At 37.1% G+C, this 13,739-nt stretch carries 14 protein-coding genes; 11 read left to right on the forward strand and 3 right to left on the reverse strand.

Features of this window, described 5'->3' with window-relative positions:
- The first annotated feature begins 43 nt into the window (after positions 1–43).
- The 3 genes from KHA87_RS01705 to KHA87_RS01715 all read left to right on the forward strand — a co-directional run bounded on the left by KHA87_RS01705 (position 44) and on the right by KHA87_RS01715 (position 4,376).
- A complete protein-coding gene (locus tag KHA87_RS01705; RefSeq protein ID WP_213094206.1) occupies positions 44–814 on the forward strand; it encodes an ABC transporter ATP-binding protein in 771 nt (256 codons plus the stop codon).
- Positions 789–2,690 (forward strand): ABC transporter permease, encoded by a 1,902-nt coding sequence (locus KHA87_RS01710; RefSeq protein WP_213092387.1) that lies wholly within the window; start codon positions 789–791, stop codon positions 2,688–2,690. The genes KHA87_RS01705 and KHA87_RS01710 overlap by 26 nt, the downstream gene beginning before the upstream one ends.
- A gap of 147 nt (positions 2,691–2,837) precedes the next feature.
- The gene (locus KHA87_RS01715; protein WP_213092388.1) at positions 2,838–4,376 is read left to right on the forward strand and encodes a fatty acid--CoA ligase family protein; all 1,539 of its coding nucleotides are present in this window, start codon (positions 2,838–2,840) and stop codon (positions 4,374–4,376) included.
- An 86-nt stretch (positions 4,377–4,462) separates the two neighbouring features.
- On the opposite strand, the gene KHA87_RS01720 is transcribed toward KHA87_RS01715, so the two are convergent.
- Positions 4,463–4,762, reverse strand: a complete 300-nt coding sequence (locus KHA87_RS01720) for a hypothetical protein (RefSeq protein WP_249310056.1) — start codon at positions 4,760–4,762, stop codon at positions 4,463–4,465.
- Between the two features lie 196 nt (positions 4,763–4,958).
- Here KHA87_RS01720 and KHA87_RS01725 point away from each other — a divergent pair, with 196 nt between their 5' ends.
- From KHA87_RS01725 to KHA87_RS01745, 5 genes are all read left to right on the forward strand, one after another.
- On the forward strand, positions 4,959–5,735 hold the full coding sequence (locus KHA87_RS01725) for an enoyl-CoA hydratase-related protein (RefSeq protein WP_213092389.1): 777 nt from the start codon (positions 4,959–4,961) through the stop codon (positions 5,733–5,735).
- 139 nt (positions 5,736–5,874) lie between these two features.
- Positions 5,875–6,597 (forward strand): AzlC family ABC transporter permease, encoded by a 723-nt coding sequence (locus KHA87_RS01730; protein WP_481748347.1) that lies wholly within the window; start codon positions 5,875–5,877, stop codon positions 6,595–6,597.
- Positions 6,594–6,899, forward strand: coding sequence for an AzlD domain-containing protein (locus KHA87_RS01735; RefSeq protein WP_213092391.1), 306 nt, complete (start codon positions 6,594–6,596; stop codon positions 6,897–6,899). The genes KHA87_RS01730 and KHA87_RS01735 overlap by 4 nt, the downstream gene beginning before the upstream one ends.
- Positions 6,900–6,968: 69 nt before the next feature.
- Positions 6,969–7,631, forward strand: a complete 663-nt coding sequence (locus tag KHA87_RS01740) for a GDSL-type esterase/lipase family protein (RefSeq protein WP_213092392.1) — start codon at positions 6,969–6,971, stop codon at positions 7,629–7,631.
- A gap of 161 nt (positions 7,632–7,792) precedes the next feature.
- A complete protein-coding gene (locus KHA87_RS01745; protein ID WP_213092393.1) occupies positions 7,793–9,064 on the forward strand; it encodes a M48 family metallopeptidase in 1,272 nt (423 codons plus the stop codon).
- A 59-nt stretch (positions 9,065–9,123) separates the two neighbouring features.
- Here KHA87_RS01745 and KHA87_RS01750 read toward each other — a convergent pair whose 3' ends face one another.
- Positions 9,124–9,360, reverse strand: coding sequence for an IDEAL domain-containing protein (locus KHA87_RS01750; RefSeq protein ID WP_213092394.1), 237 nt, complete (start codon positions 9,358–9,360; stop codon positions 9,124–9,126).
- 240 nt (positions 9,361–9,600) lie between these two features.
- Here KHA87_RS01750 and KHA87_RS01755 point away from each other — a divergent pair, with 240 nt between their 5' ends.
- On the forward strand, positions 9,601–10,176 hold the full coding sequence (locus KHA87_RS01755) for a competence protein ComK (RefSeq protein WP_249310057.1): 576 nt from the start codon (positions 9,601–9,603) through the stop codon (positions 10,174–10,176).
- 34 nt (positions 10,177–10,210) lie between these two features.
- On the opposite strand, the gene KHA87_RS01760 is transcribed toward KHA87_RS01755, so the two are convergent.
- Entirely contained in the window at positions 10,211–10,600 is a 390-nt protein-coding gene (locus KHA87_RS01760; protein ID WP_213092395.1) for a YhjD family protein, read from the reverse strand.
- Between the two features lie 388 nt (positions 10,601–10,988).
- On the opposite strand from KHA87_RS01760, the gene KHA87_RS01765 reads away from it, so the two are divergent.
- Both KHA87_RS01765 and KHA87_RS01770 read left to right on the forward strand, forming a co-directional pair.
- Positions 10,989–12,974: a S9 family peptidase gene (locus KHA87_RS01765; protein WP_213092396.1), complete on the forward strand. Its 1,986-nt coding sequence runs from the start codon at positions 10,989–10,991 to the stop codon at positions 12,972–12,974.
- Positions 12,975–13,118: 144 nt separating this feature from the next.
- Positions 13,119–13,736 carry a TVP38/TMEM64 family protein gene (locus KHA87_RS01770; protein ID WP_213092397.1) on the forward strand — a complete coding sequence of 206 codons (618 nt, stop codon included), beginning with the start codon at positions 13,119–13,121 and terminating at the stop codon, positions 13,734–13,736.
- The last annotated feature ends 3 nt before the right edge of the window (positions 13,737–13,739 follow it).

The raw sequence follows: 13,739 nt of genomic DNA on the forward strand, positions 1-13,739 counted from the left end.
GGCGTATAAAATGAAGATACAGATGAAACAGGGAGTGATGAAAATGTCTATATTAGAGGTTAAACATTTAGAAAAGATTTATGAGGGTAAAGTTGCTCATAAAGCATTAAATGACATTAATTTCTCTATTGATCAAGGAGAGTTCGTCGGAATTATGGGTCCATCCGGAAGCGGAAAGACAACCCTATTAAACTTAATTGCGACAATTGACCGCCCCACATCAGGAGAGGTTAAGATAAACGAAAAAAATCCGCATGTATTAAATCGTAAAGAAACAGCACTGTTCAGAAGACATGAGCTTGGATTTGTCTTCCAACACTTTAATTTGCTTGATACATTGACAGTGGAAGAAAACATTATATTACCGTTAACTCTTGATGGAGAAAGTGTTCGTGAAATGAATAAAAAGCTACAAAATGTTTCAAAAAAGCTTGGAATTGACCAAATTCTTAAGAAAAGAACATATGAAATCTCCGGTGGACAGATGCAAAGAACGGCAATCGCACGGGCTATTATTCATAATCCATCTCTTATTTTAGCGGACGAGCCAACTGGGAATTTGGATTCCAAATCGGCAAAGGATGTAATGGAAACTTTAACAACGATAAATAAAGAGGATGGTGCTACAGCCTTAATGGTAACACATGATGCTGTTGCGGCAAGCTATTGCCATCGTGTCATCTTTATTAAAGACGGCAAATTATATAACGAAATTTTTCGCGGGGATAACCGCCAAGCATTCTTTCAAAAGATCATTGATATGCTTGCTTTGCTAGGGGGAGACAGCAGTGACCTTTCCACAGTTCGTGTATAGAAATGTCGTCCGTAATAAACGGACATATGCCGCTTATTTCCTAAGCAGTGCATTTTCCGTCTTAATTTTCTTTGTGTACGCACTCTTTATCTTTCATCCAGATATTAAACATGGAATGATTTCAGCAGTTGCTGTCCAGCTAATGACTGCGGCAGAAGTAATTATGTACGTTTTTTCCTTTTTATTCGTACTGTATTCTGTTAGCACATTCCTTAAATCACGAAAGCGTGAATTTGGAATTTTAATGATGCATGGTATGACAAAGGGCCAATTAAACCGCATGGTCTTCTTGGAAAATATGCTAATAGGTATTGGGGCTATTATTGTCGGTATTATAGCGGGGATTATCACAGGGAAATTGTTTTTAATGATTGGATCAAGGATGATTGGAATCGATTCACTTTCCTTTTATCTATCCTTAAAAGCATTGGCACTGACGATTTGTGCGTTTACAATTCTATTTTTCTGTATTTCTTTATTTACCACTATTTTAGTTAGAGTAAATAAATTGATAGATTTATTTCAAGCGGGGGAAAAACCGAAAAAGGAACCGAAAGCGTCCGTGTTGTTATCGCTTCTTGCTGCCATTCTGCTAATTGCAAGCTATTACCTAGCAGCAACCACAACTATGCAGACGATTTTAGTTCGAATTCTGCCGGTAATTGGAATGACAGTTGTAGGAACATATTTTTTCTATACCCAGTTATCTGTCTTTGTTATAAAATTACTGCAGAAAAATCATTTTGTCTTTTGGAAAAAAACGAATATCATTACGATCTCAAGCCTAGCTTATCGTCTAAAGGATAACGCACGCATGTTCTTTATGGTTACGATCGTTTCTACTGTTGCGTTTTGTGCGGTAGGAACACTCGCTTCGATGAATGTAATGAATAAGCAATTTAAGGAGGACTATCCTGCTGCAATCAGTTACACAGCAATGGATAATCATCCAATTCAGCAAAAAAACTTGAAGCAAATCAAAACAGAATTAAATAAAAAGGGCATTAATTATACGATACAAAGTGCAGTGATTAAAAATGTGGAGGTTGCATCGGATCGTTCAAGCACACGATATCCAATTACGGATATTGATATTATTTCATTCTCTGATTATAAAAGAATCTCGAAAAGCGCGGGATTTGATGTCCCAGAGAAAAAATTAACCGGAAATGAATCACTGGCAATGTTATTTTCCCATTTTCAAATAGATTTTAAACCTGCTACTTATGTATTAAAACAAGGTAATATAAAGCTACAACCGAAGAAACAATCAAAAAATGTTACGATTCCATTTCGCTCAGGGCTAATTGTCAGTGATGAGCTTTATCAAAAATTAAAAGCGGGAAAGACAAATACCTTTACAGGATTTTTCACTAAAGACTTTGAAAAAACAGCTGGAATAGCAAAAAATCTTGCTCCAGAGGGAAGCTCTTATTCCTCTGAAAATCATCATTATGAAATGCAAGTCAGCGGTACAATGTATGAAATTCAAATGAATATGTTTAGGATGATGCTATTCATCGCATTATTAATTGGAGCTGTCTTCTTTATTGCGGCTGGAAGCTTTCTATATTTCCGCCTGTATGCCGACCTTGACTATGACAGGCGTCAATATTTAACGATTAAAAAGGTAGGATTAACAGATCAAGAATTAAACAAAATTGTAACCCGTCAGCTTGCGTTGTTATTTTTTGTCCCGATTATTGTTGCATTTGTTCACAGTGCTTTTGCGTTCATGGCTCTGCAAAGCTACTATACATTATCTATCGCATCTGAGATGATCATTGTTCTGGCAAGCTTCTTAATAGCACAGTTGATTTATTTCTTCTTCATTCGTTATCGATATTTGCGGAACTTGAAGAAAACATTAATTTAATAGAATAATTTCTAGAGTAGGAGTCTTTATGGACTCCTATTTTTTTATTACATTTCACACACATATCTTGTATACCTAAAATTCTTTCTATATAATATATTTAGAAAATTAAAATGAATGATTATTCATTCAGAAAGGGGAGGGAATATGGATTTAACTACACGACTTCACAACACTTCTAAAGAAAGCGCTGACAAAACTGCTTACTATTTTATGAATCAACCAACTACATATGCCGAGTTGGATGCAGCTGTTACTAAGTTTGCAAGTGGGCTAGAACAGCTAGGGGTTAAAAAAGGGGACCATATTGCACTTCTTCTCGGCAATTCGCCGCATTTTATTATGGCTCTTTATGGAGCTATGCGGCTTGGGGCAACTGTTATTCCTATTAATCCGATTTATACTCCGGAGGAAATTGGGTACATATTAATGAATGGGGATGTTAAGGCAGTAGTATCACTTGATTTGTTGCTGCCACTTGCCGAAAAAATGGGTCCGCTGCTACCGGGAGTTAAGCATTTTATTTTTTGCGAGTCTGATCCTTCTAAAAAACTGGAGCTACCTGCAAACGACAAATTGAAATCGTTTACAGAAGTGATAGGATCGGGAGATTTGTCCTTTAAAGGACCCGAGCTATTGGAAGATGATGTTGCTGTTATTCTATATACATCTGGGACAACTGGAAAACCAAAAGGGGCAATGCTTACTCATAAAAATTTATATTCCAATGCCAGTGACACTGGAATGTACTTGAAAATGAGCAGTGAAGATCGTGTGATCACAACCTTGCCGATGTTTCATGTATTTAGTCTTACTGTTGTTGTAAATGCTCCGCTCATTAGCGGTGCAACTTTACTCATTGCTCCTAAATTTAGTCCTAAAGATATTTTTAGGATGGCTAAAGAATATAAGGCTACCATTTTTGCAGGTGTTCCTACGATGTATAATTTCCTATATCAATTTCCAGAAGGGGATCCTCATGATTTCTCAACGCTGCGATTATGTATCTCTGGTGGTGCCTCAATTCCAGTGGCGTTATTGAAAAACTTTGAAAAGAAATTTAATGTGTTAATTTCCGAGGGCTATGGACTTTCCGAAGCATCGCCAGTGACATGCTTTAATCCGCTTGATCGTCCAAGAAAACCGGGTTCAATTGGTACATCTATCTTAAATGTCCAAAATAAAGTAGTAGACGTGTTGGGAGAGGAAGTTCCAGTTGGTGAGGTAGGAGAACTTATTGTTCAAGGGCCAAATGTTATGAAGGGCTATTACAAAATGCCGGAGGATACGGCTGCTACGATTCGGGATGGATGGTTATATACAGGTGACCTAGCCAAAATGGATGAGGAAGGCTATTTTTACATTGTGGACCGCAAAAAGGATATGGTAATCGTCGGGGGATTTAATGTGTATCCTCGGGAGGTGGAAGAGGTTCTTTACGATCATCCCGAAGTAGTAGAGGCAGCTGTAATAGGAATTCCAGATCCGGAGCAAGGGGAAGCGATTAAGTGCTTTGTTGTTCCGAAAAATAGTGATTTGACGGTTGAGGCATTAATCGATTATTGTAAGGAGCGGCTTGCAAAATATAAGCTGCCAAAAGCAATTGAATTTCTGGAAGAGCTCCCGAAAAACTCTACAGGGAAAATTCTAAGAAGAGCTTTAAAAGATCAGGTTATATCAAAATAACGGAAATATGCTTTTGCAATGGAATGCTGCATTTAATCCTTGCATAACATGTTTAAATGGAGAGCCTAAAAAGCTCTCCATTTCGTTTATTGATATGTATCACTGTCAAAGGATAGCGGAGATCCGGTGGATGTGTGCTGGTTGATCCAACCAAGAGACACTTTTGAAACAGCCTCCCAATTTGGAATTTGGGCTTGATGCTGTTCCACCCAGCTCATGCAATATTGCGGATCAATACTTTCTTCCTGACATTTCGCCAAGAATTGTTGAATGGTGGTTTCTGAACAATTCGTCCATGCACCGCAAATATCAACCCATATTTTCTCCATTTTAGATTGAACGGTCGGGTCATTTGCAAACGCACCAAATTGATTTTGATAAGCCAAGATGAATACCTCCCTTCAAAAGAATAACGAAACACTATTTTTAAGTATGTCCAAGGTTTCGTAAATCAAACGATGGATTAACTTTCTATGCAATGGCTGATTTTTTCGTGTTACTTTTCAAATATTGTCTTTAAAAAGGATTTTTCAAAGAAATGTGGAAATAAAATCATAGGTACAAAAAAAGGGGTGTAAATTCATGAGTAATATTATATTAGAAGTAAATAATTATATCGGGTACGTAACCTTGAACAGGGCGGAAGCAATGAATGCCTTTAATTATGATACGTTGTGCGAGCTTGCAAATGTTGTAGAGTCTATTAGAACTAATTCTGAAATACGTGTTGTTGTTTTTCAAGGGTCAGGAGAAAAGGCATTTAGTGTTGGAGCTGATTTGAAGGAAAGAAAAACGCTTTCGGAACAAGAGGTACGCCGGAATGTACATAAGATTGGCGAGGTTTTTTCCTCCGTAGAAAAACTGCCTCAACCTACCATAGCGGCCATGAATGGTTATGCTTTTGGCGGCGGGATGGAGCTTGCACTTGCCTGCGATTTTCGAATTGCAGTAAAAGAAGCAGTAATGGGGCTGACAGAAACAAGTTTGGCTATTATCCCCGGTGCTGGAGGAACCCAAAGACTGCCGCGCTTAATTGGTGAGGCGAAGGCGATGGAGTTAATCTTAACTGCAAAAAGATTGACGGCAGATGAAGCTTTAGATTATGGTGTTATAACAAAAACAGTGGGCAGGGAGGAATTTCATCAGGAGGTAAAGGCTTTCGCTGATAGGATCTTAGCTAATGGACCCATTGCTATTCAACAAGCGAAATTTTCCATAAAAAATGGAATGAATACAGATCTGAATACTGGTTTAGAGATTGAAAGAAAAGCATATGAGATTACGATTCCAACTGAGGACAGGGTGGAAGCCTTACAGGCATTCGCAGAAAAAAGGAAACCGAATTTCAAAGGTAAATAATTATTAATGCGATACTGTAGCTGCAGTATCGCATTTTCTATATAAGTTTCGCCTTGTACATATGATTATGTGTCTATATAATAGAAATATTATTTAGAAAATTCTATACCGTGTTAAGACATTTTGAAACGAGGTGATAATATTGGAAGCTTCTATCGAAAAAACATCAGAGTTTAAAAGAGGCGTTCAATCAGGGCTCAGCATCGCAATTGGGTATTTTCCGATTGCGTTAGCATTTGGACTATTATCCAAAACAACCGGTTTAACATTATTTGAAACGGTACTTATGAGTTTGGCAGTTTTTGCAGGAGCAAGCCAATATATGTCATTAAGCTTATTTGCTTCCGGTGCTGGAGCATTTGTTATTATTTTTACTACTTTCGTAGTCAATATCCGCCATTTTTTAATGTCTGCCTCCTTAAATGAAAAGGTAGAGAAAGAAAATCCTATTATTAAAAGCCTTTATGCTTTCGGAATCACAGACGAGACATTTTCGGTAATGGCTACGAAAGACGGAAAGGTAAGCACAGGATTTGCGTTTGGAGTAATTGGTATTTCTTATGCGAGCTGGGTGGTTAATTCGGGAATTGGCTATGTGATTGGTGCAAGTCTTCCACAGGTTTTACAGGAAAGCATGACGGTTGCTCTATATGCCATGTTTATTGGATTATTAGTTCCATCGCTAAAAAAGAGCATGAAGGTTGTCTATCTAGCTGTACTGGCAGCTGCTTTTAATAGTATTTTCATATTTTCCAAGCTTTTGGAGGATGGATGGGCCATTGTTATTTCTACGATTTTGTCCGCTATCATAGTAGAGCTGGCGGAGTCGATAAAGCGTCGAAAAAGGGGGAATGAATCATGAGCAGCTCTGTTATTTGGATCATAATTGGAATGGCGATTGTTACATACGTGCCAAGAATGCTTCCGCTTGCATTATTCCAAGGAAAATCCATGCCGCCGTTTTTGGAGGGGATATTACGAAATGTTCCCTTTGCGATACTAGGAGCACTCATTTTTCCAAAGATTTTTCTGATTCAAGAGGATATTTGGTTCGGAATTACTGGTGCAGTTGCTGCTTTAATTTTAGCTTTTTTGGGTGCAAATGTGATTGTGGTTGTTTTGGGGTCCATCGGAGTTTTAAGCCTCTATTCATTAATATTTTAAAATTGAGTCTCAGATAGGGAACGTTTGAATAAATATAATAGTACGACTACCTATCTTGAGGGTGAACAAATGAATTCATCAAATTTTATTTATCCAAATGACTTGTTGAGGTTCTGTGCTATCGGGGACTCTTTGACACTTGGAGTTGGCTCCTCCTATTTTGTTAAGGGATTTATTACTAAATACTTATGGTTATTGCGGAGGTCATTACAAGTGCCCATCGTTCCGTATATATTTGGGAGAAATGGTGCAACAACTGCCAATATTTTAAGAAGCTTAGACCACCCATTCGTTAAAGAGGGCATTATCCGTTCAAAAGTGATAACGATAACCGCAGGCGGAAATGACTTGATTGATGCTGCGGAGTCCTTTTTAAGAACGAAAAATGAAAAGGAATTTTTCAATGCAGTGGATCATGGAAAAAAGAATTTAGCCGCCATCATAGACACTATTCAAGGTATGAAGAAGAATGGAAGTCCTTATATTATTCGAATGATGAATTTATATGATCCCTTTGAAAATATTCCTGGGACGGATAAATGGGTAGAGGCTTTTAACCAGGGTATTGAACGGTTATCCTCACCACCGAACATAAAGGTTGCTAATATTCATGACCGATTCAAAGGAAGGACGAAGGAATTATTAGCAAGAGACCATGTCCATCCTAATGATAAGGGGTATGGTATTATTGCAGATGCCATATTTGAGCTTGGGGTTGATCCGTTATATTAAGTGGCATTGGGGCAGGATGTTTCTTGCCCTATTTATTATGAGGGCTAGCTAACGTATTTGTAGGGTATATTTTAATTATGATGAAAAACTTCTTAATTCCTGTTCTATTTCTTGTGATTTTTTCTACATTTAATAAAGAGGACAAGAAGGGAGGAATATAATTGTTAAGAAAATGGGCATTTCGGGCAGTAATAGCATATTTGCTATTTGGTCTAGCCATTTACATGTATTTATTCTATATTGCAAATTCCGCTATTCCTGACGGGCTAAAAGGTACAAGCGCTGACCCATCCACTTTTTTAAATGGTAGAGAACTAATGCTAAGTCAGGAATATTCGAAGATTAAAAATCTGTTATTTTTTATTTCCACTCCATATGAATGGCTTTTTTATTTTCTTGTACTTATTTTTGGAGTTTCAAGAGGGTTTGAAAGATGGGCGAAGAATACATCAAGGTTTCATATCATACAATCCGCTGTTTATCTTTTTTGGCTCTCCCTTTTATCGTTTATTGCAACCTTTCCGTTAAGCTATATTTCTTATCAGTTTTCAAAAATATACCATATATCTACTCAAACCTTTAGTAGTTGGATGAAGGATGAAGTGATAGACTTTTGGGTGAATATAGCGATAATGTTTATTATTGTTACCGTTCTATATGCCTTAATGAGAAAATTTAAGAAAAGATGGTGGCTGCCGGCATGGCTTCTCTCGGTACCATTTACAATTTTCTTGATGTTCATACAGCCTGTTGTGATTGACCCGCTTTATAATGATTTTTATCCGCTTAAAGATAAGGCGCTTGAAACAAAAATTCTGGCACTGGCAGATAAAGCGCAAATTCCGGCACAACATGTATATGAAGTGAATATGTCTGAAAAAACAAGTGCGCTTAATGCATATGTTGCGGGAATTGGCTCCAATGCTCGCATCGTTTTATGGGATACGACCCTTAACAAATTAAATGATAAGGAAATTTTATTCATCATGGCACATGAAATGGGACATTATGTTGAAAAGCATATATACTTCGGTATTGCCGGATATTTGCTGTTGTCACTTGTTGGTTTATGGCTTACCTCCATCCTGATGAATAAAATAGTGAGCAGAAAAGGGGAGCAATTGAAGATTAATAGTGTTTCCTCTTTAAGCTCATTGCCGCTATTTTTACTTATTGTTTCAATTTTGCTTTTTGCAGTAAGTCCATTAACAAATTGGGCTTCACGGTATGAGGAAATGCGCGCCGACCGTTACGGAATTGAAATGACCCATAATCAAAAAGCGGCTGTCCAGGCATTTCAGGATTTAACGAAGTCCGGATTAAGTGAAGTGAATCCTCCTTTAATAGTGAAAATTTTCCGCTATGATCATCCGACTATGTTAGAAAGAATTCAAATGATAGAAAACTTCCAGTTTACAAAATCGAAACCATAAATAACAAAGAAATCCCTTTGAGCTTAATGTCAAAGGGATTTTTAATATTTGCTTTAATGTTAAGAGCCAAAACGTTCCTGAAGTACTTTTAGATCAGAAGTGAGTTTCATGAAGTTTTTTTTGTCTTTTCTATCCAATGCCTCGTCAATTTTGTACAGGAGTAGTTCCTTTTGTCTTTTTAAAACTAATTCGTTTAAGACCATATCTGAATAAATTTGCATCATCAATTTTTCATTTTGTAGCTGTGTCATCGCATAATCCTTCATCAATTCTGTGTAAGATTTCTTTCTTTCCATCGATGATCACCTCTTTTGCTTTTAAATATTATAGCAAAAAAGAAATGGATAATCAACAGAACAGTTGTAATTTTCTGATAAAATAAACTAAAACTATCGATGCAACCTTTGACATTTTTCTATATATTTCAGCATCTTTCTTTTAAAAGTTCTGATTTTTTTGAAAAAATAAATGACAAAATTGGAAGTACATGCTATTATAGGTTTATATATGGAAAATATTGTAGAAAGGAAGCGGAAATGATGCGAGAAAAAAGTCCATTAATTGAAGAATATGAAATTACTCCATATACGATGGCAATTATTCCAATCCAGTATGGATCACGAATGTATACGGAGGTATTGGAAACCCAGGAACGTTTTATTTCACCGTTCAGGCCATTAGAGATTGTGAAAAAAAGTTGTGAATATTTTGGTTCATCCCTAATAGGTAGGAAAGAAGGAACAAAGCGCCTCATAGGCATTACACATAAAGCACCCATCATAGTAGATCCCCACACATCCATTTATCTATTTCCTACGACATCACCGACAAATCCACAATGTATATGGATTTCACACGACCATGTTTTCCATCAAGAAAAGGCAAGCTCCAATTCTACATTAGTTACATTCAGAAACAAGGAAACTTTAACAGTGCCTGTTTCTATCAGTTCATTTGAAAATCAAATGTATCGGACTTCCCTCCTGCGTATTAGATTTACACAGCATATCCAGCATATGGAGAAACGGGGCGGAAAACCGAAGGGCTTTATTATGCAATTAGAAGCGTCCGAACGGAAAAGGAATTATAAGTTAAATAATGATCATTTATGATAAGCCCTGGGAGCAATGAAAATAGTATTGCTCCTTAAGCTTCTTTCGGTGCATTAATTGGATTATGCAAAAATCGTTGATACAAATAATATCTTAAGAGCTCCTCTGTGCGATTTCGCAGTCTTGGATTAAAATAATTATGATGCTCTTCATATCCTTTGTACAAAAACATATACATAGTAAAGGTATCATCAGATTGGATGCGTTCTACCTTTATTTGGTGCTTTCTCATGTATCGCTTCACTTCGGCCAATTCTTTCTGAATGAACCTCATGGTTTCATCAATCCATTCAAGGTACGGCTTCTTTAATTTAAAAGGGCTTCTGTCAATAATGGCAAGATCACGATTCAAAACGCTCAAAACCATTGGTAGGTAAATGGCTTGCTCGATAATATCTCGATCCTGATCGGGTATTTTTGTCATGCAATAATCCCTCTTTTCTAATTATAGAACACCTGTTCGATAATTTATTTTACATAAGAACAATACAAAATTCAAGTGATACTTTTCGATGAATGGTTGCCTTTTTAAGTAAGTGCTCATAGTTTCGCGGCAACTTATCTTAAAGAATGTATTCATTGAAGAATGGTAATAAGATTTTGGGTCATCCAAAGCAGCAAGATTTAGATAATAGCCTTTCGTTATTTTCTCTATTCGTTTTATAACCATTCAAGAAATGACTGTAATAAAAAAATTTGAAATATTTTAACTTTATGAAAGGGAAAAAGTTTTGAGTGTCGAAATAAATAATATAGTAATATCTTTTGCCGACTAGTTTTTTGGCGTATTTTAAAATGAAAGGTGATATGGCATGGAAAATAGACAAGGTATACAAGCAGAGGATTTGTATGAACTAAAATCAGTGACGGATCCCCAAGTTTCTTCGAATGGAAAAGATGTTGTATATACACAAACCCATATTGATCGGGAAAAAAATGAGTATGTTTCTAATTTATTTTATGTACATGTAGAGGAAAAACAATCAGTCCAATGGACGTACGGAAATCATCGTACCCATTCCCCGCGCTGGTCTCCGGATGGCACACAGCTCGCTTTTGTTTCGAACCGTGAAGGAAAGCCGCAAATATATGTATTGCCAAAGAATGGCGGAGAAGCTAGACAATTAACTTTTTGCAAAAATGGTGTCAGAAATCCTATTTGGTCTCCATGTGGTGAAAAAATAGCTTTTGCTATTACACTTGGAAAGGATGAAACGATTCATGACACTCCAAGTGAAGAAAAGGAAAAGAAAGAAATAAAGCCATTGATCGTTGAAAAAATGAAATATAAATCAGATGCAAGCGGATTTTTAGACCTGGATGAGCATTCACATATTGGAATTGTCAATGTGAAAACTGGAGAGGTAGTGCAATTAACAACGGGAGAGCAGGACTATCACTTAAGTTCCTGGTCACCAGATGGAAAATATATTACATATACAGCAGATTTAGCGGAGGACACCGATTTTTCCTTTAACTCGGATGTCTTTCTATATAATCTGGAAAGCAAAGAGACAAAGCAGGTGACTAATGGAACAGGAGGGTTTTGGCAAAGCTCCTGGTCGCCAAACAGTCGTTATTTATCCTTCTTAGGAAGTGAACAGGAGTTTAAAAATGCAACTCAAACGAAAGTATATATTTATGATTTAGAAGAAAAAAGCTTGCAATGCTTTACAAGTGATCTTGATGCACCGGTGGGAGATTATGTAGTGGGTGATTTTCAGCAAGGAGCAAGCATTCCCGGCGTTCAATGGACAAATGATAATGAAAGCTTCTATTTCATCGTTTCCGACCATGGAAATACCCATGTATATTTCGGAAATCTCTCAGGTGAAATTTATCCTGCCCTGCACGAAAAACAGTATGTATATGGATTCAGCCTCAACAAACAAGCACATCAAGCTGTTGTGGCAATCAGCAGGCCAACACTTCCAGGTGAGCTTTTCCTAGCCAATCTTGAAACAGGTGACCTTGAACAGCTTACCCATGTAAACGAAGAATTTTTACAAGGTAGGGCATTATCAGATCCGGAAGAAATAGAATATGAGAGTGCGGGAGGCTGGAAGGTGCATGGCTGGTTAATGAAGCCAGTCGGATATGAAGAAGGGAAAAAGTATCCTTTAGTCTTAGAAATTCATGGCGGACCGCATGCGATGTATGCTAATACGTTTTTTAATGAATTTCAAATCTTAGCAGCACAAGGATTTGCTGTATTATATGTTAATCCACGAGGAAGCCATGGCTATGGGCAAAAATTCGTAGATGCTGTCCGCGGTGATTATGGCGGAAATGATTATAATGATTTAATGGCGGCGGTGGACTGTGCATTAGAGCATTATGATTTTATCGATAAAGATAGACTAGGTGTAACGGGCGGTAGCTACGGTGGATTCATGACAAACTGGATTGTCGGACATACGGACCGCTTTAAAGCAGGTGTTACCCAGCGTTCCATTTCCAACTGGATCAGCTTCTATGGTGTAAGTGATATCGGCTATTATTTCTCCGAATGGCAGATTTTAGCGGATTTAAATGATATAGAAACACTTTGGAAGCATTCACCATTAGCATACGCAAAGGATATTCATACACCGCTTCTCATTCTCCATAGTGAAAAGGATTATCGCTGTCCGATCGAACAAGCGGAGCAATTATTTATTTCCTTAAAGCGTGATAAGAAAACAGCGAAATTTATCCGTTTTCCAGAAGCTAATCACGAGCTGTCCAGAAGCGGGAAACCCGAATTAAGAATCAAACGTTTAGAATATATCAGAGATTGGTTCCTACAATACGTTTAAGCTAGTACAAATATACCTATCCTAAAAGTAACCCCATTTATCCGGGGTTGCTTTTTTCTTCTGTAAAATTCCACCTGAACTATGGTAAAAATATGCTATACTTCACATAGGAATATTTCTGATAAATAGGATAGGGGAAAGTAGATGGATTTTCATTCATTCAAAGATTGGTTTACAGTAGAAAATATTATGCATTTAATGGTGCAATATCGTACACTTGGTCCGTTACCAGGCATATTTCTGCTAATATTAGAAGCGTTCCTTCCTTTTTTGCCCCTATTTTTAATCGTAATGGCGAATGCAAATGCATTCGGCCTTTGGATCGGTTTTCTTATATCATGGATAGGCGCAAGTTTAGGTGCTATTCTTGTTTTTTTAGTTATACGCAGGTTTGGCAAGTCAAAAGCACTAGCTTTTCTATATAAAAATCGACAGGTGCAAAAAATTATGAGCTGGGTTGAGAGGCATGGATTTGGTCCCATTTTTTTATTGATTTGCTTTCCTTTTACTCCATCAGCAGTTGTGAATATTGTGGCGGGTTTATCAAAAATACGCATTTTTCAATATGTGCTTGCAGTGTTGGCAGGAAAAATGGTTATGATATTTTGCGTTAGTTATGTCGGCCATGATATTTTTTCATTGGTAGAAAAGCCTTTAAGAACAGCGGTAGTCTTAACTGTTATTTTTTTATTATGGCTTGCAGGGAAAAGCATCGAAAAAAAACTGGCGAAGAAGCACGAGAAGGAACAAAATCAAGGTTAATAT

Source organism: Bacillus sp. FJAT-49736 (assembly GCF_018343615.1).
GTDB lineage: Bacteria > Bacillota > Bacilli > Bacillales > Bacillaceae_C > Margalitia.

Bases quoted from the DNA above. Each gene is read 5' to 3' on its own strand.
- KHA87_RS01705 (WP_213094206.1), top strand. From the start codon at position 44: ATGTCTATATTAGAGGTTAAACATTTAGAAAAGATTTATGAGGGTAAA.
- KHA87_RS01715 (WP_213092388.1), top strand. From the start codon at position 2,838: ATGGATTTAACTACACGACTTCACAACACTTCTAAAGAAAGCGCTGAC.
- KHA87_RS01725 (WP_213092389.1), top strand. From the start codon at position 4,959: ATGAGTAATATTATATTAGAAGTAAATAATTATATCGGGTACGTAACC.
- KHA87_RS01735 (WP_213092391.1), top strand. From the start codon at position 6,594: ATGAGCAGCTCTGTTATTTGGATCATAATTGGAATGGCGATTGTTACA.
- KHA87_RS01740 (WP_213092392.1), top strand. From the start codon at position 6,969: ATGAATTCATCAAATTTTATTTATCCAAATGACTTGTTGAGGTTCTGT.
- KHA87_RS01750 (WP_213092394.1), bottom strand. From the start codon at position 9,360: ATGGAAAGAAAGAAATCTTACACAGAATTGATGAAGGATTATGCGATG.
- KHA87_RS01755 (WP_249310057.1), top strand. From the start codon at position 9,601: ATGATGCGAGAAAAAAGTCCATTAATTGAAGAATATGAAATTACTCCA.
- KHA87_RS01760 (WP_213092395.1), bottom strand. From the start codon at position 10,600: ATGACAAAAATACCCGATCAGGATCGAGATATTATCGAGCAAGCCATT.
- KHA87_RS01765 (WP_213092396.1), top strand. From the start codon at position 10,989: ATGGAAAATAGACAAGGTATACAAGCAGAGGATTTGTATGAACTAAAA.
- KHA87_RS01770 (WP_213092397.1), top strand. From the start codon at position 13,119: ATGGATTTTCATTCATTCAAAGATTGGTTTACAGTAGAAAATATTATG.